Genomic DNA, 25,200 nt, shown 5'->3' on the forward strand with positions numbered 1-25,200 from the left:
ACTACTTCCAGCTCGACGGTAGATATGCGTGCATTCTGGGGTTCTTCCATGATGATGGAGCACGGGACGACTTCGGTGCCTTCTGGGGAATCAACCGTATTCCCGTGGGGCTGCCTGACGGAGTCACTGTCGTGGTGCTTGAACAGGTTCGTCGCATGGGTGAGAAATGGATTGAAGAGAAAATCAGGACGGTCGAGAAGCTCGACCGTATGGAGGAGGGCGAGCAGGCCCAGTCGGGCACCATGTCCTCGCGACGCAAGTCCGCGAAGGTCAGCGACGACATGGAGATCGTCGCGGGGGAGATCCAGGACGGCGCCAGCTACCTGCACGTGCACAACAGGATGTTGGTCAGGGGCCCCAGTCTGGAGGTCCTCGACGACGCGGTGGAGCGCATCGGTCGGCTCTACATCGACCGCTTCGGCACCCTCAAGGTGGCGGCCTATCCCGGCGAGCAGCGCCAGGAGCTCACCAATCTCTTCGGTAGGAACGACCGCAAGCGGGGCAAGGGCTTCCACTTCACCAGTGTGGAGTTCGCTGGTTCCCACTCCCTGGTCACCAACGGCCTCAACGACCCGGCGGGCGAGTACGTCGGGTCGATGGTCGGGGACGTCAACAACTCGGCGGTGCTCTTCGACGTCAACGACTACGAGCACCACGTGGTCGTGGCCGACAACGGTGTGAACCCGGTGCTGAACCGGGCGCACATCCCGGACATGTGGGGGTCGAAGATCTCCCAGTCCGCCCTGTTGTCCAACTCCCGCACCGTGCACGTCATCCTCAACGGCGCGCGCATGGACGAACTCGGTCCGCGTCTGGACCGGCTCACGGCCCGGTTGGACATGAACTCCGGCGACATCAACATGTTCGAGATGTTCGGCAGGACCGAGGACGAGCTCGGGATCTTTCCCGCGCACTTGGAGAAAGTCGTCCTGATGGCCGAGCAGGCCTACGAGACCACGGACTCGGACCGGTCCATCATCCGTGGGTCGCTGAAGGAGACGCTCACCCAGTTCTACATCGACAAGGGCATGTGGGCGCGTAACGCCAAACACAACCGTGACCGACTACGGGTGGTGGGGATCCCGCACACCCAGGTGCCGCGGCTCCAGGACATCGTCACCTACTTCGACACCCAGTACCGGGCTCTGGCCAACTCCAGCGCCCGAGACGACGAGATGCTGCACGCGTACAACATCCTGCGTCTGGTCTTCAAGGACCTGCTGGACAACAACGGCGATCTTTTCAATACCCACACCAACGACGAGATCGACGGAGTGGCCGAAGCCCGTCGAGTGATCTACGACTTCTCGCGCCTCCTCAAGCGGGGGAAGGGCGTGGCGATGGCACAACTGGTCAACGTCATCGGGTTCGCCGTGGACAACCTGAGCCTCGGCGACACGGTGATCATCCATGGTGCGGAGAATATCGACGACCGCATCAAGGAGTACCTCACCGAACAGTTCTCGCATCTGTTCCTTCGAGGCGGTCGGGTGGCCTACCTGTACAACGACGTAGACCGGATGCTGGCCGACTCGGAGTTCAACCGCTTCGACGCGGCGGACTGGACGATCCTGGGGCGGATGCGCGATGCGACCGTGACCGAGTACCAGCGCCAACTCCACCAGGACATCCCACCTGACCTGGAACGGCTCGTGACTACGCGGGGTGAGAACCTGGCCTACTTGAGGCGGGGACACACCAATGTCGTCTTCCACCTGGACCTGCCGCTGGGAGTCAACCCGGCCCGAGCCGATCGGCGGGCCCAGATTCTTGGGACGGCGAGGAGGGGGCAGGACGACCGGATGAGGCCGGAGCAGTCGGCGGCCGTCGTCGAGGCCCAGGGCGAGCGGGCCGAGGAGAGGTCACGACGCGTCGCCGAGGAGGGCAGCGAGGCCCGGCTGGAAGTCGAGCTCGCGGAGCGCGGGGAACGTAGGAGACCGACCCGAAGGTCGGCCCAGGCTGCGGTTCCGAAGGATCAGCTCCGGGTCCCGGGGGCTGCGCCCGGGACCAGCCGTACGAGACGGGGTCAGTAGATGTATGTGAGACACAAGGAGGCGCCGACAGAGCTGATCGGTCTCGCGCGAGTACGGAATACCCCTGGTAGCGGGGAACGCGACGAAGCGAAGCTGCCTCGGCACCCAAAGAGGAGCCGTACTAGGGGTGGCCGTCTCATCCGAGTCGCCGTGTGGGCTCTGATTCTGGCCTTCCCGTTGGCCCTGCTGGTGGGGACGTCGGGTACGGCACACGCCGATGATGATATTGACGGCCTGTCCTTCTACCGTCTCTCCTCATCGATGACCGCTCTGTTCTCCACCGCCCAGGAACCCGAAAGCGGGGTGAGGTTCGACGGCCAATCACAGGACCCGGACGCAGAACCGAACGCAGACGTCAATGACGGAGCTTGGCGATCACTGCTGAGCAATCCGGCCAGTGCCGGGTCGGTACTTGGATACGCGGACGAGAACTACAACCCCATCGCGGGGTGGATCAACTCACGTATGGCCCAGTCCTCGGACAGTGTCGGCTACGACACTCTGCGACCAAGCGCGGATTCGGGGACGTCCGCCTTGGGGCCCCGCTACTACGCGATGTTCGGTGCCACGTTGAACTCCTTGGGGCTGGACAGCACCAGCACGGGGCTTTCGCTTCCGATCGTGCAGCCCGTCGCGGGCGGGCTGGTCCTTTTTCTGTTTTGGTCTTCCCACATCGTCGACGCGCTGTGGGCGAACATCATCTCCTTCTTGATCTTCCTGAACCCCTTCAGGTTGTTCTATGAGGGAATCAGTGCTTTGAACCCGAGGTTCGCTGACGGGATGGTTGGGGGAGAACCGCCTGAGGGGGCCCTCGGGGAGTTGGCGGGGTGGTTCGGCGAATGGTACCAGATCCTAATCGACATAACCTGGACCGTCATGGTCCCCATCTTCGTTGCCACCTTTGCTCTGGCAATCATGATGTTCCAGAAAATGGACAAGGGTGGAGTACTCAAGAAACTCGTCGTGCGACTCTTTTTCATCGTCCTCGGGGTTCCCCTGCTCGGTTCGATGTACACCGGGGTGCTAAATTCTTTGGATCTTGCTTCGAGTGGGGGAAACTCCGGACCCACGCGTGTGGTCCTATCGACTTTCGTTGACTTCGAGGCCTGGGCGATGCAGCAGCGTTTGCGTGTTCCTGACGAGTCGCTTGGCGTGTACATCGAGTGGAACTACGATGAGAATGCACCTTCGGGGCGCTCGCAGGCGAGCGTGCGCGACCTGGCCCTGGTCGTTAACGCACAGGTCCTCGGATTGCCGAATGTCGATCCCTTGGGGGCGGACAACGACAGCTCGTGGACAGAAAAGGCGCTTGGCGCGGACGAGTCGGAATTCACTCAGACAAACTACGCGCAGGTATCCGACGTCATGTGGCGGTACATACAGAATGAGCATATCAGCGCCTCCTCGTTCGAGACCGATGTCAAGGGCGAGCTGCCTACCGGTCCGGACAGCGAAACACGGTCATGGTTCGACGACTACATCGGTGACCCCGCAGACGTCGTGAAAGATGGGAATCATAGTGTTGGCGTGGCCGATAATCCGTTGATTTCGGTGGCCGAAGATGCTGGCCTGACTGCCGGCCAGGGTGGAATCGACCGACCTGATCACGGACACCACGGGCCCGGAGGTCAAGACCTTACTGACATCAAGATCCTGAAATTCACCAGCGCTGACGGCACCGAGGACTGTGGTGTCGAAGTCGTCAACCAGAGTGGCGGCCCCCTGCCGTGTAACCTTTCGCCGTTGGCGATGTACAACTATCTCAACACAGACTTCGGGACGTCTTCCTATACGGCCTACTCTTCAGGGAAGACCACGAGTGAGGCGACACGTTCGATTCACAACTCGGTGAACCTGGTGGGTACTGGTCTCATGAGCCTGGTCTACTGGGTTCATGCCGTCGTCATCCTGGGCGCGTTCGTCATCATCGGGTTCGGCTACGCCTTCGCGATGCTGATCGGCAACATCCGGCGCAGCTTCCAGTTGATCACAGCGGTTCCCTTTGCGACCTTGGGCTCGATCTCGGGAATCTCCAAAGTCATCGTCTACACGATCGCGCTTGTCATGGAGGTCGTGGTCACGATCTTCCTGTACAAGTTCGTCCAGTACTTCCTGATGAGTATCCCCTCGGTCATCGAGGCGCCTATCCAGAGCGCCCTCGACGAGGAAGCGTCAACTGATCAGGGAATCCTCGCATTCCTGGAGGAAGGCGGATTCATCACGATGCTCGTCACCCTGGTGTCGATCATCGTGACGGTTCTCTTCGTCGTCATGGCGATGCGACTGCGCAAGACGATGGTCAAGGCAGTGGAAGACACCAGCAGCAAGCTGGTCGACGATTTCATGAAGGCCGCTGTCGGGGGCGGAGGCGGGGGCGGCGCGGGTGGAAGCAAGATGCCCGGCGCCGGCCCGGGGGCGAAGGGCGGTGCCAACACGTCGATGGGCAGTAGCGCCAGGGGTGGCGGGGGTGCGAACGCCGGTGGTACCAGCGGTGGTTCCTCCTCCAGCAGCACGGTGAGTGGGAACGTCGACACCGACGGGACTCTGGAGAGTTCCTCGGAGGGGGAGGACGCGTCTGGCTCGGCACTCGGCTCCAGTGACCAGGAACGGGAGGCCGACGAACAGGAGCGTCTCGGCCGCGAGACTGAGGCCAATGGTCTGTCCGGGGACCCGGCAGCCACGATGACCGACTCCATGGAGAAGTCCAACGCGGCTCACAAGGAAGCCAATCAGAAGCGGATGGAGGCAGGGAAGGAAGGGGCCGAGGCAGTCGGGCACGGTGTCGTCGCCGCGGGCCGGGGCGCAGTCGGCGACGGTGCCGGGGCAGTGAAATCGGCGGGTGAGGCCGGAAGGCATGCGGGTGAGGCCGGCACGAAGAAGTCGGAAGCCAACAGGGCCAAGAAGCAGGCTGGGCAATCCACGCTGGACGGCCAACAGGGCAGTCCCAAGGAGAACAAGAAGGCGGCTCAGAGCCAGCAGCTCAAGAACGCAGGTGCTGCGGTTTCCCAAGCGGGAGGCGCCGCTTCCGGCGACGTGAGCGGTGGAACGGCGGACGCGGTGAAAGGTACTCCCAAGCCAAAGGGTAAGCGGAAACTCCCCCCGAAGTAGATGCAGATCCCATGCCCGCGACAGGACCCGGAGGCCACCAGGCAGTGTCGGTAAAGTTGAAAACGGCAGATCAATATGCGTGCAAGCTCGGTGCGTCGTTCCAAGGATCTCGCAACAGGACCAGGTGCGATTTGCGTACGCCCAAGGACAACGATATGGAGAACGAGCTTGATGCTGGTTGAAGTCGGCCGTTAGAATCACTCACATACACAAGAGAATGCGTTAGACCCCGGTGCTGGGACCCTCACCAGCACGCCACGCCTGTCGTCTTCAGTAAGCCTCCACGAGGCGAATCAGGTCAGGACCAGAGGACAAGGACAAGAAATCATGAACACGCCTCATCTGCCCGCCGCATCGTGGGACCTCCTCTCCTTCCTTGAAAGCGCAACGAATTATGTCCAGGGGGCGGGCGGAGCCCTTTTGGTGCTGATGGGAACCGCGGGTGTCATCTGGGGTGGCGTCTTGCTCATCAAGAAGCTCATGGCTTCGCAGCAGGACCAGACCAGCTGGGTCAAGATCATCGCCCTGATTCTTATCGGAGGCGCACTGATGGTCGGCGGTTTCAATCTCATCTCCAGTATCGCCGCGGGTGGAAAGACGACTATCGAGGACCTGGGCGGCGGCATGGTTCTCCTGGGTATCGGCCAACTGGGATAGCGTTCCCAAAGCACCAATGTCCTGATACGCGGTTGTGCAACGGTGGTACCGATGGGGGTCGGCGGCGCGTCAGTCGTCGGCCCTTTGTCTATTCCCTGGACCAACCCATGCTTGAGTCACACGGCGGGAGCACGTCACATGAGTCTGAAAGAAACCATCGAGACGTATGCGGCGAAGATGAAACTGGGCCCGCATCACGCTATCGAGCGATTCGGTGTCATCACCACGTGTTTCACGGTCACCTTCGCCATGCTCCTGACCGGAACCATTGTCTCGGCCACCGCCAACAACCGATCGCGCACGGATGAGACAGCGCTCTACACGACGACTTTCACCACGTCCAGAACGGATCTGTCCGGAGCGGTTGAAGGTATCTACTCCAATAGCGCGGGGACTCGCGCTCTGGTGCTGATGCGGTTCCGTGATGCCGACGCTGCTTCTCTCTCGGCGGACGCCGCGAACTACCAGGCGTTTCTGACCGGAACCTCCGAACGTCTCGATACCCAGGCGCTCAACACGAACATCACCGGCTCCATCGTCTCGTTCGGTTCCACTGGATACCTGGGGGTCGTACTGGACTCGGACGCGCCCTTCACCCAACAGATCATGAGTCTGACCCTGCGGGCCAACAGTGAACTGGTCTACAAAGAGGGGAGCGGACGCGAACTGCGGGAGGATCTCCAGGACGACGGTTCCTTCGCGGAGTTCGACCAATGGCGGCTGTTCGTCAACCCCGGGGCCTCGGGAATCGAAGAGGCGAGTTCCCTCGACGCAAACCGCATCAACCCGAGTGCCCTCTACTACGAACTCGTGGTCGCGGGACTGGAAGCGGACGTCCGGGCGTCGATGGATCAGCAGCTCCTGGAGATGAGGGCTGTACTCAACAGGGTTACCGAGTACGAAAGCGAGATGGGACGCGTCAACGTCGACGGGGTGTTCATCGAGCCGCCCGAGATCCCGGATCCGGTAGCGGGGGACACCATCAGCGGTGAGCCTGCCGAAGGGGAGTCCGATTCTACCTTGGAACTGGACACCAGCTGGGTTCATCCGCGTGGCTACGACTTCGACTGGCGGTCCCGCACGGTTGAGGAGGGGATTCTGGACGAAATCATGCCGGATGACGCGACCTCCTACACCACGTTCCTCAGCGAAAAGGCGCGCGCCGAGAATGCTGGGGAATCCCAGTTCTCACCCAATGACATGGAATGGCGACTGACCGATGGGAGCGACTTGAAGGAGTATGGGACGTCGAGCCAGGCCATGAAACCGTTGAATGACATCATGAACAACACGGTGCAGGCCTATCAGGAGTATTTTCGGCTCAAAACCTCATATCAGGTCGATTCCTACAGTGAACTCCTGGAATTGGAGGTCGTTCTTCGGGGTGTCGAATCGGCTGGGTCGGTCAACTCGGACGAAGAAGTGCTGCTCACCTACTAGCGCAGATCATCACGTGGTCAGGTCGGAGAACTCAGACGATGTGCGAAAGGGAAAGGAGAGGGCTCGATGGCAGGAACAGGTGGTGGAGGTTCGGGGCTGCCGGGACCGGGTTCTGGAGGTTCGGGTGACATAGGCAAGCAGATCCCCGGTCTCGGTGACGCTGTCGGGGGCGGCGGCGAAGGTGTCGAGAAAGACCCTGCCGGCGGTGCTGGAACGGGTCCTGGTGGAGCGGGAGGAGGCGCGTCCGGCTTGGGCGCGGGCGGAACCTCGGCAGCTCCCAAGAGTGGCTCGGAAGACAGCTTGAAGGGTGTCGGCAAGGGCGCGGCCGCTGTCGCCGCCGTTCCCGCTGCTGGAATCGCCGCTCAGCTCATGATCATCTCCATGTTCCTCACGTGGTTGAAGGGGATGTTGGCCGCGATGGTGGCCATGGCGGCCAACCTGATGTCCCTGATCATGACGGCGATCATGACGGCGGTGAACGCGGTGGTGGGCGGGGTTATGGCCGTGGGGGCCGGGATCGCGGCGGCCGTGGGTGGAGCCATCAGCGCGACCACCGGAGCAGTCGCCGCTGTGGGCATGTCACTCCTTGCCCTCGTGGGTATCGGTGCCGGTGCGGCTGCCGCGGGGGGGAACACGACCGCGCAGCGAGACGGGATGCCGTCTGACTGCCGTCCGGCGGCCGAGGCGACCATCCGTGAGATCGACGAAGACGCCGAGAACGATACCAACCGGAACATGGAGAAGAACGCGGAGGAGGTGTACTCGATTCTCTCTGGATGGGGTATGCCGGATGAGAATATCGCCGGAGTCCTCGGTAATTTCCAGGGGGAATCCCAGATCGACCCAACGGCGGTCGAAACGATCCGAGGGGAGGACTACAAGAGGCGTAAGCAGAAGAAGGATGCGGAGAGGAACGGGTTCAGGGCGGAGGACATCATTGGAGACCAGTACGAGCGGGAAGGCATCAGGACGAATATTCAGCTGGTGGGCATCGGGTTGGGGCAGTGGACCAACAGCCGTAACACACTGCTCACGGACTACGCCGACGAGGTGGGTGAGAACTGGTATGACCTCGAGCTCCAGATGCAATTCCTGATATCAGGAGACGAAGACAGATACATCCAGGTCGTAGATGGTCTCATCAATGACTCCTCCCCTTCGGTGGATGGATCCACCAAGACTTGGATGGAAGAGTGGGAGGTATTGGGTCTGGATGTCCTTCCCCAGCGCCAGGAGTGGGCTGCCTACTGGTTCATGAAGATGGACGACTGGGAAGCGGACGTTGATCTCGCTGATTCCATCCTGGAGCAGGCCGAAGCAAATTTGGGTGACGCCAATGAGAACCGTCGTGACGCTGTCGTCGCCCAGTGCCGCACTGTCAGTGCTGGCGGCGGTGGAGGTGTGGTCGAGCTCGGAGAGACGGTCGACTGCGATGGGGTTGATGGAGGGCAGCTGCATCCGGACGCGTGTGCGATGCACGAGGAGCTCCAAGAAGAGTTCGGGGGCTTCTTCCTCTCAGCTGGTGGGCAGCGTCCGGAGAGCGGTAGTAACCACGGCAATGGTCAAGCGATCGACTACATGCTCACCGCCAATAAGGCAGAGCCGTCTCCAGAGGTGAAGGATTCGGCTGAGGAGGTTATCAACTACGTCATTGCCCACTCGGAGAGATTGAATATCACGGGTATTTTGTGGACCTACGAGAAGTGGAATCCCACCATGGATCCCATCGGTGAGTGGAGCGAAGTGGCTGGACCCGCCAACACTGTGTTTGGTGACCACACGCTGGATCATGTCGACCATATTCACATCAGCGTTGGCCCTGACCGTTTCATGTGATGATCAGGGATGGGGTGGGCGCGATGGAGTGTCCGTAGGTGTCGAAGCACTGATCTCGTTTTTGGCGAGGAGGGGATATGGCTGTGTCGGGCGAGAATCGAGATCGTCCCATGCGCGCTGAGGATCTTTCGGGTGATGACTCCTCAACGGTTGAGCAAAGCACGAACAGGAGGAAGCCCTGGTACCAGATGAGCCGAGAGGAGGTGATGGAGCGCCTGGAGGGCTATCAGGAAAGGCAACGGGCCAATCGCCGACGTCTGACAGGCGATGACGTTCAGGAGATGTTGCGAGAGCGTCGCGCCGAACGCCAACAGCGCAGTCAAAAGCGCAAAGAGGAGCGTGAAAGCGGAAGGTCTCCCCGACGTGACATGGGTCGGACCGTTCGACTGAGTCTGGGTGGGGCGCTGCTGGTCGGGGCAGTGGGGACTGGGGCTTTGGCGGCGTCCAGTACGGATTCCAGTGAGGCACAGTCCCAGGCGAACGATCGTAGTATCGCTCTTCTCGAAGGTGAGATCCGTGCTTTGGAGAACGACACCTGGGATGAAGAGGCTGCGCTGGCTCTCGAAGAGCAGGTGGAGCTTTCAGTGGAAGAGGCCCGCGCGAAGGGGGAGCACATCGCGGAGGCGCAGAACACCTATCAGGAGATACACGAGGATCTCAATGGCGTTGAGTTTCCCGAGTACGGGAGCGGCGACCCGAACGGGGTGTATGCTCCGCTGGACGAACTGCGCAAGGAACTGGTCGGCTTCTTCGACGAGTCGTCACGCATCGTCGATGACGAGGAGCAGTTCTACCCGGACGCACACACGATCTACGGTCCGACGGAGATCGATGTACTCGCTGCCTGGTATGTCCGCGTGGAGGAGGACGGATTCACCTACGCGAACGCATCACTGAATTCCTGGGAACTGGTCTCCGCTGCCCCTCGCCGAGAATCACCCGAGAGCGTCGACGTGGCCTGGCTCAATCGTGATACCGCCAGCGGCGAAGTGCTCTCATGGGCCAAGGCGAACTACGACGTGCAGACCGGAATGTTCCACAGTGTCTATGTCGGGGTGACCACGATTGGCGAGCGCCCTCCGGGGGACACGCAGACAGGGTCGGGCGCCGATGTGGACGAAGAGGCCGACGCCGACACGCAGGAGGTCTGATGGGCTTCTTCCGACGCAACGCCTTTCCTCTGGTCGCGACCGCCCTACTCATGGTGACGGCTGGTTCCTTCGCCGTCACCCGCGGGTCGCAGCAGGCCTCCCTCGTCGAACAAGAACGCGAGATCACCGGACTCGAGTCTCGTCTGGCCGAGCTGGAGGGAGAACAGAGGAGGCGGGACCGCCTGGCCGCAGACCAGGTGTTCGGTACGAGCGCCTCGAGGCTGGACGCGGATCTGAACCTCATCAGCGAGGTCCTGGATACCGCCTTGACCTGGGAGAGCCACGCCGAGTACGAAGACGCGCGCGCCTCCATGATGAACGTCTACGGTCTTGCGGAGGACTCCGCGTTCATGACTTCCTTTCTCCCCGAGGCTCCGTTCAACGTCGACCGAGAGGGCAAAGAGTACGCGCTCATCGACCTGCTGGGACTCGACTCTCAGGTGAGTGACTTCCGGCCCCTATTGATGTCTGTGCGAGGTACCGAATACTCCTATCTGGTCTTGGTCGAGGTCCGGACCACGTCGAACGACGGCCAGGGAGGCGCCAACAGCACGGCCACGGTACTGCTGACCACGGACGGTGACGGTGGTGTGTCCGAGGTCGAGGGATACGCCGCCACCTCCCCCATGCGCGAGTCGGGTCCGGACTGACCCGCTCCCGGCGCGGATCAGGCGCCAGTGAACTGGGCGGGGAGACGTCGTGCGAGGGGTGCCACTCCGTGCCGGTGCGTAGCGGTGCTCACTATTGTGTGTACTGAGTTGATTGTTCTTATTCGTGAGTGAAAACGCCTCTTCGTCACATGAGGGAGGAGATCAACGTGGCCCGCAAACGCGGACCCGAAGAACCCGAACGCCGCCCGTTGTTCTTCTTGGACACGTCCGAGAGCACTGCCCAGGACTCCGGCGCGGTGTCCTCCGGCGCGCAGGACGAGAACTCTTCTGGAGAGAGCTCCGGAACGGTCGGCAGACGCGTACTGGCACGCGTCGCGTACTGGTCTGGCACTGGTCTGGGCCTCCTGGGCGGACTGGTACTGATCGTCGTGGCAGGGGCGATCAGCTCCTTTCACCAGAGTCAGTTGGAGGAACAGGCACAGGACGGTTTCGAGGCGCAGCGCAACACCACCGCGGCTCAGCAAGGACTTGAGGACCTGCCGACGCGTGTCGAAGCCGAGCGCTGGTTGGAGCAGGCCACCACGGTCAGCGCGGGAATCGCCGAGGCACAGAACATCTACCTGGAACACTCCGGGCCGCTCCCTGTGGAGGATCTCCCCGCGCGGACGCCAGGTAGGGGAGACACCGACGACTGTGTCTCCTACCTGGACGAAAGGCCCGACGAGTCGCGCGAGTACACCAACGCCGAGCTCACCACCTGTGCTCAGGGATTGCGTCAAGAGGCCGTGAGAGGCCTGGACCGGCAGCTGATTCCGCATTTCGCACCGCACGTGCGTGACGAGAACGGCTTCGACGCGGTGAGCCAGTGGCACACGCGGGTTCCGGCTCTGGAGGAACTGGAGGAGGGCACCGACGCCAGCGACTTCTCCTGGAACGTTCACGAGGTGCGAGTCTTCGAAGCGGACGGGCTGATCCCCGTGGTCTGGACCCTGAACCACGAGGACACGGGGCAGATGGTGGCGTGGTTGCACGGAACCTACGATCCGGTCGTCAAGAAGTTCGAGCACCTGGTGCTGGGAACCGCCGCCCTCCGATCGGAGGAGGACCCCGAGCCCCCAGGCGAGGGAGAAGGAGCAGAGGACGCCACGGACGATCCGGACACCGAAGCCGAGAGTGGCGACACCGCTGACGCCGAAGGCGGCACCCCTGAGGGAGATGACGACTAGCGATGAGTCTGGCCGAAATGGAGGCTTACGAGCGCGAGCGTGAGCTTCGACGTAAGAGAACGCGCCTCGTCCTGTCCTGGACCCCTCTGGGAGCGGCGGCTCTGCTTCTGGTGGCCGGAGGCGTGGCAGTGTGGATTGCCGCCTCCGGGCACGAGGAGGACCGGGCACAGGTCGCGGTCCTGGTGGACGAACTCGTGGAGGAGGCCGATCAGGCCGAGGCCGAGTTGCACGTCAACTGGGTCGAGTCCTTGGAGGGTTCCTCCACGGTGCGGGTGGAGCGTGTGGAAGAGGACGCTGAGCGAGTACGCGAACTGCTGACCGCGGCGGTGGAGGACGGTGGGGACGTCGCGCTCGACCCGACCGTCCCCGATGAGGAAGTGACCCTCGCCCCCCTTCAGGACCTGTCCGACGAGGGAGTTCCCGGGTGGGGTTCGGGAACTCGGGCCAGCCTGGGGGAGTTCGAGCCGGTGGTCGTCGGTGCGGAGGGCGCCAGCTACTCCTACTTCGTCTTCGTGGACGTCTTCGACGCGGCTGAGCTCGAGGAGGCGGCCAAGGAGGAGGACGAGGAGGTGTCCGCACACGCGACGCTGTCGGTGGCCTGGGAAACCGACTACGCGGGGGTGGTCACCCAGATCGACATTCAGTGGGCCGACCAGGCACCCGAACGCTCCTGATCCCCTCCCCCCCCCACCACATTCCGAACCCAGCCTGGAGACACCTCATGAGCCCCGCTTCACCAACGGGCAAGAAGAAGGAGGCCCTCGTGCCCCCAACGACCAAGCGCGGAGGGAAACGCCCGGCGCGCAAGGACCCCGGACAACGCGTCTCCGGTGCCCAGCGGGACGAGCAGGACGTCACGAAGCGTCCTCTGAGTCACCGCATCCGTGCCCGCCTGAGCGAGTCGGGAGCGCGGTCACTGCTCTTGGGGGTCCGTGCCGGACTGGTGTTCGGCGTAGCGGTACTGATCTACGTGCTGGCGATGTTCGTCGCGGTGACCGTGGTACCCAGTGTCTTCCTCGTGGTGTCGTCCGGTACCAACGTCGGCCCGAACTCCCCCTTCGAACTCCAGATGGCGTACTGGCTGTCGCCCAGTCTGTTCCTCATCGGTCTGATCTTCGTCCTGGTGCTGGTCGCGGTGCGCTGGCTCTGGCGCGCACAGCGCCGTGTGGCCGAGAGGGCCAGGCGAGCCCTTCTGGGCGAGGCCGGCGACCAGTAGGTCCGCGGCCCCGTTGGTTCGTCCGAGAGTTTCCCCGTTCCCTGAACCCCCGTTCCGAGAGCAGGAGTTTCCCCTGTGAAGACCGCACCCCTGAAGTTCACCGACCACTGGCTGCACCGCCTGGCGCACAGTGACAAGGCACGCACCCAGACCCTGCGCGCCTTTCCCTGTGACATCTCCGTGCGCATGGAGGTGGTGGCGATCCTCCACCACGGAACCGACCTGAACCACCGGCCCTACCTGCACCTGCGGGGACAGATCGTCCGGGTGCTCCCGGACCTTCCTCTGCCCTTCGGTATCACCGAACTGCCCTACCGTTCCGGTTCCGAACCGACCTTCGACGCCTTCTACGAGTTCGACACCGAGCAGTTGGGCGAGCTGGTCCGCAAGGGCTACTTCGGTCCCCGGTTCCGGGTACCCGATTCCATGATCGGCATCGTGTGGGAGCTGCCCGCCGTGACCGACTTCCTCGTGGTCGCGCCGGAGAGCCTGGAGCAGCCGCCCGTGGTGTTCGCCGGTGTGCGCGACCAGAACAGCGCAGAGCTCGACGAGGAGAGCAGCGGGTACACCCTCGCCGAGTACTTCCCCGATTTCACGGCCGAGAACTCGGCGCAGGAGGCGGCGGAGAGCCGACCGGTGGTCCCCACGCGCTCGGAGCAGATCGACGACCTCTTCGCCGGAGAGGAGGATTTGAACGAGTATCTCCGAGGCCAGGAGGGTGTCGACCGGTACGCCCCGGCCTCGGTGCGAAGCGCGGCGGGGCCGGTTCCGAAGAGCGTGTTCGACCAGGTGCTGGAGGAAGTGGAGGCCCAGCGCCGCGGGAGCGTCGGGGAACCCGGAGTGGACTACGCACCGAACAGCCCTGAGGCACTTCGGGAGCGGGTGAGGGGCGCGCTGCCCGACCAGTACCGGACCGTCCCGTCCCGTGCGGTGCCACACGCGGCCCAGGGAGACGGTGACGACGACGGCGGCTTTTTGGACCTGGACGACTAGGGGCGTGGAGTCGCCCGGCCTGGAAGGGCCGGGGCGATCCCGATTCACCGCCTTTCTCTTTCATCTTTTGCGGAAGGCCCCGAGGTGTCTTCAGGGGGGACGGCGTGTTCACCGAACGCTATTTATGGCCATCTCATAACCAGCCTTCTGGATTGTCCTGCTTGTGGCGCCGCATGCTAGAATCACGATGATTTATGGGCATGAATTGAGTGGAATCGAGACGAAGTCGTAACACTCTCGTCCACAAAAGGTGGTATTGGTTGTTCACCCGCTCCGATGGCTCCTTCGATGACGGGCTCAACGAGCTCTATCCGAAGCTGGCCAAGTTCAGTGACCCCCTGAAGCCCGCCGAGCGCGAGATCGTCGGCCGTGAACGCGAGATCTCCCAGCTCATGGCCGCGATGGCTCGGCCTGAACTGTGCAACGCACTCCTGCTGGCCCCTCCGGGTTCGGGAAAGACGGCCCTGGTCCAGGCCGCGATGTCGGCGGACACCAAGCGTCTCTACCTCGAAGTCGACCTGGCGCGGATGATCGCGGGCCTGAGTACCCCCGACGAAATGGCGGCGCTCCTCAAGGGCCTGTTCGACGAGGCCGAAGTGTTCAGCACCGAGGAACAGGTCGAACTCGTGCTCTTCATCGACGAGTTCCACCAGGTGGTGCAGCTCAGCGCGGCCTCGGTCGAGGCGTTGAAGCCGGTGCTCGCGGCCTCGGGAGCGCGCGGTATCCGGGTCATCGCGGCCACCACGTTCGACGAGTTCCACAAGTACGTGGCCCCGAACCAGCCGCTCATGGAGCGCCTCCAGCGCATCAACGTGAACCCGCCCGACCAGAGCACCACGGTCAGGATTCTCAAGGGGATGGCCCGGCGCTACGGCGTGGAGAACCAGTTCTACGACGACCATCTCTTCGAGCTGATCTACGAGTACACCAACAGGTACATACCGGCCTCGACCCAGCCGCGTAAGTCCATCCTCGTGCTCGACTCGATGGTGGGCTGGCACCGGTACAGCGGGCGCCCGATGGACCGCGCCCTCCTGGCCGATGTCCTCATGGAGTCGACCAACGTCAACGTGGCCTTCAGCGTCGACGCGGTGCGCATCAAGCAACAACTCGACAGCGCGGTCTTCTCCCAGGACTTCGCGACGAGTGTGGTCGCCAAGAGGTTGCAGCTGTGCGTCGCGGACCTCAACGACAAGACCAAACCGATGTCCTCCTTCCTCCTCACCGGGTCGACCGGTACGGGAAAGACGGAGCTCACCAAACAGCTCGCGAAACTGCTGTTCGGTGACGACCAACGACACCTCGTCCGCTTCGACATGTCCGAGTTCGCCCGGGAGGAGTCCCTGGACCTGTTCCGTTCGGAACTGACCAAGCGGGTGTGGGACATGGGCCACGCCGTTCTGCTCTTCGACGAGATCGAGAAGGCCGCCTCCGCGATCACCCGTGTGCTCCTCCAGGTGCTCGACGACGGCAGGCTGACCAACGACAACGGTCGCCAGGTTTCGTTTCTGAACACCTACATCGTGCTCACCACCAACGCGGGCTCGGAGATCTACGAGACCATCGCCCAGTACAACGAGGACGACACCGGTTCGGGCAAGGAACTGGTCGAGAAGATGAAGGAGATCCGCCGCTCCATCTCCACGACCCAGGGCGACAACAAGTTCCCGCCAGAGCTGCTGGGCCGTATCGACGCGATCGTCCCCTTCCAGCCGCTCTCGCGTGAGACCCAGCGCAAGATCGTCAAGAACAAGCTGCGCCAGATGCGCCGCGAGGTCATGGTCAAGCACGGTGTCAGGGTCGAGATCGCCGAACGGGTGCTCCAGTACCTGATCGACGACCATGCCGACACCGATTCGAACGCGGGCGGAGCGCGAGCGGCGATCGCGAAGATGACCGACGAGGTCACCATTTCCCTCGCGGCCTTCATCAACGCCCACCCCAATGAACGGGTCCTGCGCGTGGACGTGCGAGGAACGATGCGTAGCGAGAACAAGGCGCTGCGCAAGAGCGACTCCTACGTGGAGGTGACGGCCGCCCGCTAGGGACAGCGGGATCAGGCTGATCACGCCCCGGAGAGTTCTGTCGGCGACGTGCCGAGAGCGCGGAAAGTCAGCGACGGCATGACCGAATGGCAAGCCGTAACACGAAACCAGTTCGACAATCAACGGTACGAACAGGAGAGGATGCGCCGATGGGATTCATGGACAACATGCGGCAGCAGGGGGCAGGCGACGGCACGTCCTCGGACCCCGCGGAGGCGGCCGTCCCCCAGAGCGGAGACGGCAAGAAGCGCCGCAAGCGCAGAAAGCCCGAGGAGATGCTGGCCAGCGTGGTCCGGGAGACCACGGTCAACGCCGCCGTCGACCTGCTCCGACAGAACGCGCCCTTCGCCCTGCCGGGAAACAACTCCTGGGCGGCGTTGGCCCTGCCCGTGGCCAACATCGGTGGGCTGAGCAAGAAGCAGCAGAAGGATGAGGCCAAGGGCTCGCTCATCGAGCTCATCAACCACGACCTCATCCAGGCGGTCACCACCAGGCTCCTCCTCGACGAAGAGGTCCTGGGCATCATCCCCACCCCCCAGACGCTCGAGCGAATGGAGGAGTACTCCCTCCTCACGAACGCCACGTACTTCTGGATGGTGCTGAGCCCCAACCAGGACGGCACCGACCTGGTGGTCAACCCGGTCAACGACAAAACGGCCAGTTACGCCGACGCGGTGGCCGTCGCCAACGGCAGTCGCTCCCTCTCCGAGTTCCTGCCGCACGTGTGGGCGTGGACGAGCGTCATCGACACTCCCGCCGCTCCGCAGAGCCCCGCGAACTCCGCAGCCGCCCCCACCCCTTCGCCCTCCCCGTACTCTCCCTCGCCGTCCGCGTACGCCCCCCCGGCGCCCCCGGAACCGACGGAGCCGGCCCCCGTCTACCACGGCACGCCCGCTCCCGTCGGTCGCAGCCCCTTCCCCGACGCCGATCCGCCCGAGGACGACGAGGCCCCTGCGGTCCCCGACGGCGACCTCTCCGCGGGGAGCGAGGGTTCACTGATGTTCAGCGAAGAGACCGACGACGTGCTCGACGAGAACCAGGCATCGGATCGTGACGACTTCGAGGACGACGCACTGAACGCCTTCGACGGCTTCGAGGAGGAGTACGAGGAGGCGGACGGGACAGCGGAGGAAACCGAAGCGGACCCCGGCGGCGACTCCGCCACCTGGGAGGAGTACGCGGAGCACAACCGGGACCGGGAGTTCACGGAGGACGAGGTGCGGGAGACCATCGCCCGCCGGTTCCTCTCCAGCGACCTGGACCTCGCGGTCGCCCTCGACGAGTTCGAGGCCACCTTCGACACCGAGGCCCCGACCGTCCTGCTGGAGCTGGACCACAACGTCGCGGACAAGCCCACCGACTGGCTCGGTGAGCAGGTGCACCAGTTGGCCCGACAGGCCAACGCCGAACTCGCCAAGCTCCACCGCAACCACCGCGAGGAACTGCGCAAGCTCTTCGTGGAGACCATGGGCCTGCACGCGGAGTCGGTCATGCGGGAGGTGGACGAGCACCGGGAAGGCGCGGTCTACCAAAGACTCGCCGCCGCCGCCGAACAGGAGTTCAGGGAGCTCAAGACCCGGGCGGCCGAGGACATCAGCGCCCAGCGGGCGGAGATCAGCCGCAGGTACGAAGCCGACGCCGACAGTCGGGCGGAGGTCGCGGCGGCCCAGGCACGGCAGGTCTTCTGGGATCGGTCCCGGCCCGAGTTCGAGCGCAGGATCGCCGATGTCGCCCTGGAGGTCGAGCGCCGCAACGAGGAACGCTACACCCAGCGCCGCCAGCTGGTACTGGAGATGCGCCGCAGGGACGCGCACACGCGGATGCAGCTGGGTACCACGCGCGCCTTCCAGCTCCTGGCCGAGCGCGAGGCCGTTCAGCGCGCGACCGAGATGGACCTCCTCGAGCGATGGAACACCAAGCTCACCCGCTATATCGACGAGAACCGCAAGCAGGACATCGCCCGCGCCGACGCTCTCGCCGCGCAACTCCAGCTGGACAACAGCATCGAGAGGATTCAGTCCGCGAACACCCAGCGGACCACGGAACTCAAGGCCGAACACGAGGCCCAGATCCGCAGGCTCAGGAGCGAGCTGAACGCGGTGACCGCCGAACTGGAGCGCACCCGTGAGAAGGCCGAGGCGCGGATGCTCGAACGTGAGCGCGAGTGGCAGCACAAGGCCGAGACGAACAACCAGATGTACTCCGGCCTGGCCGAGCGGACCCGCGGTCTCACGGACACCATGCACCAGGAGTACACCAATCAGCTGATGGCGGTGAACCGCGCGAACCAGGCCAGCATCGAAGAGCTGAACCGAGCCAACCAGGTCCAGCGGCGCGCCAACAAGATCCTCTTCGTGCTCATGGCGGTCTTCGCGCTCGCGGCCATCGGCGTGGGCGTCATCGTCGGCTGGTGGATCAGCTACAACACCTTCGGCGGCAGCGCGATGGTCCTCCCGATCTGGTTCGACTAGGCAGCCGCTCGCATCAAGGAAAGGCGCACCATGGCCAGGAGGTCTAGCCCCAAAGCGGGTGCTTGGGACAAGCTCTCCTCACAGAAGACCGAGGACACGCTCGCCAACCGCAACGTCTACGAGTCCCAACAGCTCGACCGCACCAGGATCACACGGCAGCGGTCCCGCACGACACGTACGGTCCTCGCCGTGCTGGCGGGCGCTCTCGTGACCGCCCTGCTGTGGGCCATCTGGTCCCTGGGCCAACAGGCGGTGGCCGCCGTGGCCGCCTCGTTCAGCGAGCCCGAGGTCCCCGTCTTCGTCGAGCAGGAAAGGCCCTCGCCCACCCGGTTCTGCTACCGGCTCCTGGACGAGACCGGCGAGCCGATGGCCGACCATCCGTGCTACGACACCGAGGCCGAGGCCCTGGAGGAGACACCCCAGTGGGTGTTCGACGACATCTCGGCGCAGCAGGCCGAGCTCGACGCGGCACGCGCGGACCAGCCCGACACGTACGGGGGCTGGTTCCTCCTCCTCGACGGGACCAAACTGGGCGTCAGCCTCGGCGGGGGCCTGATCACGTTCGCCCTCTCCTACATGCTGCTCATGCGCAACCGGGACTCCCAGAACCTGCTGCACGACACCAGCGACATCAACCAGTACCACGGTGACCAGCACATCGCCCTGCCGCAGGAGATCGTGCGTAAGTTCGACTGGTTCCCCGACGTCGGCGCGCACTCCGCGGTGCAGCCCAACTCGATGATCAGCCACGTCATGATGACCAACAAGGGCCTCAAACAGGTCCCGGTCGCCCAGCGCGCCACGAAGGACGTCCTCGACTCCGATGGGGACGTCGAGTACCTCAAGGGCGAGATCCTGCTGGACGACGACGATCGGGCGATCACCAAGAAGAAGCCGCTCATCGACGAGAGGTTCGGCGACGAGCTGTTCGAGGCCTCGGGCCTGCCGAAGGACAGGTCGCTCCGCAAGAGGTTCGACACCACCGGCATCCCCTACAACCCCGACGGCAAGGACCGCGAGAAACTCGGGAAGTACAAGACCGTCGCGGACATGATCAACGACGACTGGATCTTCCCCGAGTACGAGGTGCAGCGCCCCGCCGGCGCCTACATCGTGGACACCGCCCCGGTGAACACCATGGTGCTGGCCATCACCCGGGCCGGTAAGGGCCAGACCTACATCGAACCGATGGTCGACATGTGGTTGCGGGAGAAGCGCCCCAACAACATGGTCATCAACGACCCCAAGGGCGAGCTGCTGGTCAAGCACTACGTGCGTGCCACCATGCGCGGCTTCCAGGTGGTGCAGTTCAACCTCATCAACGCCATGAAGACGGACATCTACAACCCGCTCGGCATGGCGGCGGAGGCGGCACGCGAGGGTGACTCCACCAAGTGCGCGATGTACATCGAGAACATCGCCGACGTCTTCTTCCCCCTTGACGGCGGCGAGGACCCGGTCTGGCCCAACGCCGCCAACAACGCCTTCAAGCGCGCCGCCTACGGCCTCATCGACTACTACCTGGAAGAGGAGCGCGAGCTCCGCGACTACGCCGCCCGGGTGAAGATGGACCCCAAGGTCCTGGAGACCAAGCTCGACGAGCGGTGGGGCAAGGTCACCCTGTACAACTGCTACCAGCTGTTCGTGCAGCTCTCGGCGAAGAAGGTGAAGAACCCGGTCACCGCGGTCGAGGAGAAGGCGCAGAACGGCGAGTACGGCAGCCCGGACGACGGCACCTTCCGCGAGGACGAGGCCGTCGCCGAGATGGAGGAGGCCCAGCGCCGGGAGTTCCTGTGGGAGGGCAAGGAGGAGCTGGACATGCTCACCCTGTTCTTCAACGCCACCAACGGGCTTCCCACCAACTCGATGCGCACCCTGGTGGGCAACGCGGACAACGCGCTGCGCGCCATGGGCGCGGCCGAGAAGATGCTCGCCTCCGTGTACGGAATCGCGATCACCGCGATGAGCTTCTTCACCGACCCGACGATCTCCACGCTCACCTCCGGCACGCCCAGCCAGAACACCGACCTGGGCGGCCTGAGCTTCCCCCGGCGCATGGGTGTGCGGTTCGCGAGCAACTACCTCAAGCGCGACCACCTGACCGGTGCGCAGGCCAGGTGGGACGCCTACGCCGACGCCGGGTTCACGGAGCCGCTGGGCGAGGAGTTCGAGCACGACGACATCGTCTCCCGCGAGGGGTGGGCCCGCTTCTACTTCCAGGGCAAGTTCCCCGAGGACGTCGCCCACGTGCGGCTGCGACTGCTGAACCCGCAGACCGGCATGCTGATCCGTACCTTCTACTTCCGGTACACGAAGGACTACCAGACCTCGCTCAACGGCAGGTTCTTCATCACCGACCCGGTGACCGACCAGAAGATCGTGCGCAACGGCATCCTGGTGGAGCTCAAGCGTGGCGACGACGGCTCGTACGCGCCGGGGCAGACCACGTTCCCGCAGGTGCGTCTGACCAACATCACCGGTGACCTCCCCCAGAAGGAGACGGGCCAGGCCAACGCCATCATCAACACGATGGTGCGCTACTCGGAGCAGCCCAAGGCGGTCTTCCTCGTGACCCCGCCGCACCTGATGAAGTACGCCAAGCTGATCCTGATCCTGATCAAGCAGCTCGTCGACCTCAACTTCGACAAGTCGTACATGACCAAGGAGAACCAGAAGCCGCTCTACAAGACCCGGTTCATGCTCGACGAGCTGGGCAACCTCCAGTCCGAGGGGCACGGCATCTCCGGGTTCGAGACCATGCTCTCCATCGGTCTGGGCCAGGACCAGCAGTTCACACTCATCCTCCAGACCCTCCAACAGCTGCGCGAGGTCTACGGCGAGAGTGTGGACAAGATCGTGCAGGGCAACACCTCCAACATCGTCTTCCTCAAGAGCACCGACGACTCGATGTTGGAGACGCTGGAGAAGATGTCCGGCAAGCGCCACACCACCTACATGGACTCCAAGACCGTGACCCAGGACAAGGGTCACCTGGTCAAGGCGTTGAGCGTGGAGGGCAAGGTCTCCTACACCATGGCGACCAAGGAGGAGCCGGTCATCAGCTACAACGACCTGGCCTTCATCTCCGAGCGGAACTCGATCGTGTTCCGTGCGGGGGACTCACCCGTGTGGAACCGCAACGAGATGATCCTGCCGATGAGCTGGCGCCTGTTCAAGGACACGATCGTGCACCCGGGCCACGACTACACGCTCCAGACCATCCCCACCCTGTCCAGCGCGCTCGACTTCGACGTACGGATGAACCAGCCCGACTTCGAGGCGATGCTGGCCAAGCGCATGCAGCAGGCCGAACTGGCCGTGGCGTGCCGTGAGAAGTACCAGAAGGCGCACGGGCTGTCCGCCCTGGACGTCTCCCGGCTGGACCCGGACACCTACGCCAACGAGGTCATGGAGCTGGTGGACGCCGCCCGTGGCGAGGAGTACGCCGAGGAGCAGGGCATGAGCAGCTCCGAGGAGGTCAACCCCGAGGACATCCAGGACGACGCCGACCTGGACGACCTCGACTGGGAGTTCGACGAGGCCCTCCAACGGCTCGTCGACGTCCAGCAGTCGCGGATGGACGAGTTCCGCACCCCGCGGTTCGCGGACCGGCGGGTCAGCAGGGACATGCTGGTCAACTTCTCCTCGGACCCGGAACGCCCGCACGCGGGCGCGCTGGACGGCACCCTGGACAGTCAGATCATCGAGGCGTACAAGATGGCCCGGACCGCCATGGAGAAGGACGGTGTCCACTTCTCGGTGGGCCACGACGGTGCCCTGCGCAGCGCGGACGGCCTACGGGTCTACATCTCCCGCCAGGACGAATCGGACGCGATGCGGAGGCTTCAGCACGCCAGCGAGAGCGGCCACGAGCGCGTGTACGCCGAAGACCCCGGGCAGCTGGCCGACCTGCACGGGTTCCGGGTCCACGGGGCGTTCTACGAGTTCCTCGCGGAGCGCGACAACTGGCTGGACCTGGCCCGGGGCGAGTTCGACCGGGCGATGGCCCACGCGATGCGCGACGGCGAGTAGTCGCAGGGCGAGGGGTTCAGGGGGCGCGGCCGACCGGCCGCGCCCCCTCGCTGTGTGGATTCCGGGTCAGGTTTCGGGCCCCGGGCTCAGGCTCCGGGGGCCTCCGGGAGGTCGAAGCCGGACTCCCTGAGGTAGGCGGCCTCGGCGCTGCGCGGGTCGAACGGGCGGGCCGCGGTCATGATCACCCGGGTGTTCTCCGGGGTGGTGACCTCGACCTCGACCGTGCCCCACGGCATCTGCCGGGGGCCCTGGGTGGAACCGGGACGCAGCTTCTCGCACGCGGCCACGATGGCGTCGACCTGGCTCAGGAGGCAGGAGAAGGTCACGCTCGACGCCGGAGCCTCGCCGGGACGCTCGCCCGGCACCAGGAGGACGTCCTGGAATGCCCAGCGCCGCAGGTGGGTGACCTGGCCGGGCACGGTGAAGAAGTCGAAGAAGCCGAGCCCCTCGGCCCAGAACTCCAAGGAGGCCGCCAGGTCGCTGGTCGGCGCGGTCACGAACATGGGCATGCCGTAGACCCCCCTGAAGAGCTCCGGGGGCGCGGTGTCGGGCCCCGGCTGAGGTACGGGGCTGATGCTGAAGGCGGGGAAGTTCTCGCTCATGGGCCCAGCATGTGGCCTCACGCCGCGTGAGGGTCAACCCGCCTCGTTCGCCGGGCCGAGGAGCGGGGCGGTGAGCATCCCCGTGCGATACACGCTGGGTGCTTCCGCCCAGTGGTGGCGTCCCGGCCGTGTTCACGCGGAGGTGATGGTCGGGCCCGGGTGTCGGTACCCAACGACCACAGCGTTTCTGCCCCTCAGTTTCCAGCGGAGGAATTCCTGGGGGCGCGACGGGAATGTGAGATTCCCGCGGGACTCCTCTCGGAATCGGAAAGGCGGAGTTCAGTGTGGGTGTGCCGGGCGCCGGGTGCGTTCGCCTTCCATGGAGATCCGGTGTGAACCATTCGGGATTCGGGGGGAATCGGAAGCCTGGTACGGGGTTTCGATAGGCTCTCCACGCCTGTGGGGACGAGAGTGGCGCAGGTTCCCCCGAAGTCGAAGAACGAAAGTGCGATCGCCCGATGAAGAACGTCAAGATCACGAGAACCCCCGCCCTCACCGCTGTGGGCGCGACCGCCGTGCTCGCCCTGACCGCGTGCTCGGGGTCGGAGGGCTTCGACTTCACGGAGCACCTTGCGGAGGCGCCCGCCAGCATCGAGTTCAGCGTTCCCGCTGATCTCGCCGAACTGAACGAAAACTATCTCGACAACCGTTTCTACGACTCGATCACCCTGACCGCCGTGGAATCCGAGGACCCGTCGATGTGCGCCGTGGAGTACCGCTACGACTTCGCCAAGGAGGGCCTGGACCGCCTCCTGGAGATCGCGGAGAACTCGGAGGACGTCCGCGACGGCGACTACACGCTGGAAGAGCAGATGGGCTTCTACCTGACCCACGTGAAGACGAGCGCGGAACGGACCACCGTGGAGGAGGGCTACGGCTCCGCGGTGGTCGACGTGGACTGCGCCTCGTCGCCGCGTGACGACGACTCCACCGTTCGCGTGTCCCTCGCCTACCACAACCAGGAGGAGGACACCCGCAGCAGCATCGCCAGCGCCGAGGTCAGCGTGATGCGGGGAGCGGGCAAGGACGGCGAGCTGTACGTCCACGAGTTCAAGACCCCGGGTTGGCAGGTGGACTCCAACGGCAACTGGATCGCCGACTAGGCCTCGCCGAAGAGGTGCACCGGACGGAGGGCGGGGGGAGGGGAAGCGGGGGGTAGGGGCGGCCCTCCGTTTCGGTCCTTCTCCAATAGGGACTGCGGGTTCCACGGAAGCGTGAAGTGGAACTGAGTCTCAGTCCGCTTGATTGTTGTTTGTCTGCTTCTGGGTGCGAAGGGAGCTGTGACGCCCCTCATAGTGCGTCTCGGGTGAGTACATTGTGTCCTCGTGGTTTTTGGGCGTTACGGACCGCCCCATACGCCTCCTACCTGCGGAAATGAGGAGAGTATCCCCAATGGGGGCTGTGTCTGCGACCTGTTCCCGGGGGTCGACCGAAAAACCGGTCGCGTTGCAGCCATCTCCCGACCCCGTGATGACGCACCATAGAGGATGGGGTAAAGACATGCGGGGGCCTTGTGGCCACGACGGTCGGGCGCCGGACGGTGCGTGGCGTACGCACGGCCGGGAGGCCCCGGTGTCTGCCAACGATTCCCCGCCCGAACCACGACGCAGGAGCTCAGCAGATGAGGCATCAGCACGTCCACCGGCGGGGTTGGCGACGCATCCTGATGACGTTCCTGGTGTTGTGCGGACTCATCCTCGTCCCGCTGAGCTCCGCGCAGGCGAACCCGATGTGCCCGGGCAACCCGGCGCCCCTCCCCGAGTCCGCGGGCAGCGGCTC

General features: G+C 64.1%; 16 protein-coding genes. 15 read left to right on the forward strand and 1 reads right to left on the reverse strand.

The genetic code is table 11. The features are described 5' to 3' along the window. Positions 1 to 155 precede the first annotated feature (155 nt). The 14 genes from ACFYL4_RS16735 (at position 156) to ACFYL4_RS16800 (ending at position 22,819) form a co-directional block, all read left to right on the forward strand. The gene (locus tag ACFYL4_RS16735; RefSeq protein WP_387519103.1) at positions 156 to 2,033 is read left to right on the forward strand and encodes a hypothetical protein; all 1,878 of its coding nucleotides are present in this window, start codon (positions 156 to 158) and stop codon (positions 2,031 to 2,033) included. A gap of 177 nt (positions 2,034 to 2,210) precedes the next feature. Continuing rightward, complete coding sequence (locus ACFYL4_RS16740; protein ID WP_387519104.1) at positions 2,211 to 5,141, forward strand: hypothetical protein; 2,931 nt, start codon at positions 2,211 to 2,213, stop codon at positions 5,139 to 5,141. A 327-nt stretch (positions 5,142 to 5,468) separates the two neighbouring features. Beyond that, positions 5,469 to 5,798: a hypothetical protein gene (locus ACFYL4_RS16745; protein WP_387519105.1), complete on the forward strand. Its 330-nt coding sequence runs from the start codon at positions 5,469 to 5,471 to the stop codon at positions 5,796 to 5,798. 138 nt (positions 5,799 to 5,936) lie between these two features. Further along, a complete protein-coding gene (locus ACFYL4_RS16750) occupies positions 5,937 to 7,238 on the forward strand; it encodes a hypothetical protein (RefSeq protein ID WP_387519106.1) in 1,302 nt (433 codons plus the stop codon). Positions 7,239 to 7,304: 66 nt separating this feature from the next. Continuing rightward, positions 7,305 to 9,074: a phage tail tip lysozyme gene (locus ACFYL4_RS16755; protein WP_387519107.1), complete on the forward strand. Its 1,770-nt coding sequence runs from the start codon at positions 7,305 to 7,307 to the stop codon at positions 9,072 to 9,074. A gap of 77 nt (positions 9,075 to 9,151) precedes the next feature. Next, positions 9,152 to 10,225, forward strand: a complete 1,074-nt coding sequence (locus tag ACFYL4_RS16760) for a hypothetical protein (RefSeq protein WP_387519108.1) — start codon at positions 9,152 to 9,154, stop codon at positions 10,223 to 10,225. Then, on the forward strand, positions 10,225 to 10,875 hold the full coding sequence (locus ACFYL4_RS16765) for a hypothetical protein (protein WP_387519109.1): 651 nt from the start codon (positions 10,225 to 10,227) through the stop codon (positions 10,873 to 10,875). The genes ACFYL4_RS16760 and ACFYL4_RS16765 overlap by 1 nt, the downstream gene beginning before the upstream one ends. Positions 10,876 to 11,024: 149 nt before the next feature. After that, positions 11,025 to 12,062, forward strand: coding sequence for a hypothetical protein (locus ACFYL4_RS16770; protein WP_387519110.1), 1,038 nt, complete (start codon positions 11,025 to 11,027; stop codon positions 12,060 to 12,062). A 2-nt stretch (positions 12,063 to 12,064) separates the two neighbouring features. Beyond that, entirely contained in the window at positions 12,065 to 12,736 is a 672-nt protein-coding gene (locus ACFYL4_RS16775; RefSeq protein ID WP_387519111.1) for a hypothetical protein, read from the forward strand. A gap of 47 nt (positions 12,737 to 12,783) precedes the next feature. Continuing rightward, a complete protein-coding gene (locus tag ACFYL4_RS16780; protein WP_387519112.1) occupies positions 12,784 to 13,278 on the forward strand; it encodes a hypothetical protein in 495 nt (164 codons plus the stop codon). A gap of 75 nt (positions 13,279 to 13,353) precedes the next feature. Beyond that, the gene (locus ACFYL4_RS16785; protein WP_387519113.1) at positions 13,354 to 14,271 is read left to right on the forward strand and encodes an AAA family ATPase; all 918 of its coding nucleotides are present in this window, start codon (positions 13,354 to 13,356) and stop codon (positions 14,269 to 14,271) included. Between the two features lie 260 nt (positions 14,272 to 14,531). Continuing rightward, on the forward strand, positions 14,532 to 16,316 hold the full coding sequence (locus ACFYL4_RS16790) for an AAA family ATPase (protein WP_387519114.1): 1,785 nt from the start codon (positions 14,532 to 14,534) through the stop codon (positions 16,314 to 16,316). A 149-nt stretch (positions 16,317 to 16,465) separates the two neighbouring features. Continuing rightward, complete coding sequence (locus tag ACFYL4_RS16795; protein ID WP_387519115.1) at positions 16,466 to 18,787, forward strand: hypothetical protein; 2,322 nt, start codon at positions 16,466 to 16,468, stop codon at positions 18,785 to 18,787. Positions 18,788 to 18,817: 30 nt separating this feature from the next. Then, entirely contained in the window at positions 18,818 to 22,819 is a 4,002-nt protein-coding gene (locus ACFYL4_RS16800; protein ID WP_387519116.1) for a type IV secretory system conjugative DNA transfer family protein, read from the forward strand. Positions 22,820 to 22,905: 86 nt separating this feature from the next. Here ACFYL4_RS16800 and ACFYL4_RS16805 read toward each other — a convergent pair whose 3' ends face one another. Beyond that, positions 22,906 to 23,421, reverse strand: coding sequence for a VOC family protein (locus tag ACFYL4_RS16805; RefSeq protein ID WP_387519117.1), 516 nt, complete (start codon positions 23,419 to 23,421; stop codon positions 22,906 to 22,908). 458 nt (positions 23,422 to 23,879) lie between these two features. Here ACFYL4_RS16805 and ACFYL4_RS16810 point away from each other — a divergent pair, with 458 nt between their 5' ends. Then, positions 23,880 to 24,524 (forward strand): hypothetical protein, encoded by a 645-nt coding sequence (locus tag ACFYL4_RS16810; protein WP_387519118.1) that lies wholly within the window; start codon positions 23,880 to 23,882, stop codon positions 24,522 to 24,524. Positions 24,525 to 25,200: the final 676 nt, after the last annotated feature.

The organism is Nocardiopsis sp. NPDC006938 (assembly GCF_042869555.1).
In the GTDB taxonomy this organism is placed as follows: Bacteria; Actinomycetota; Actinomycetes; order Streptosporangiales; family Streptosporangiaceae; genus Nocardiopsis.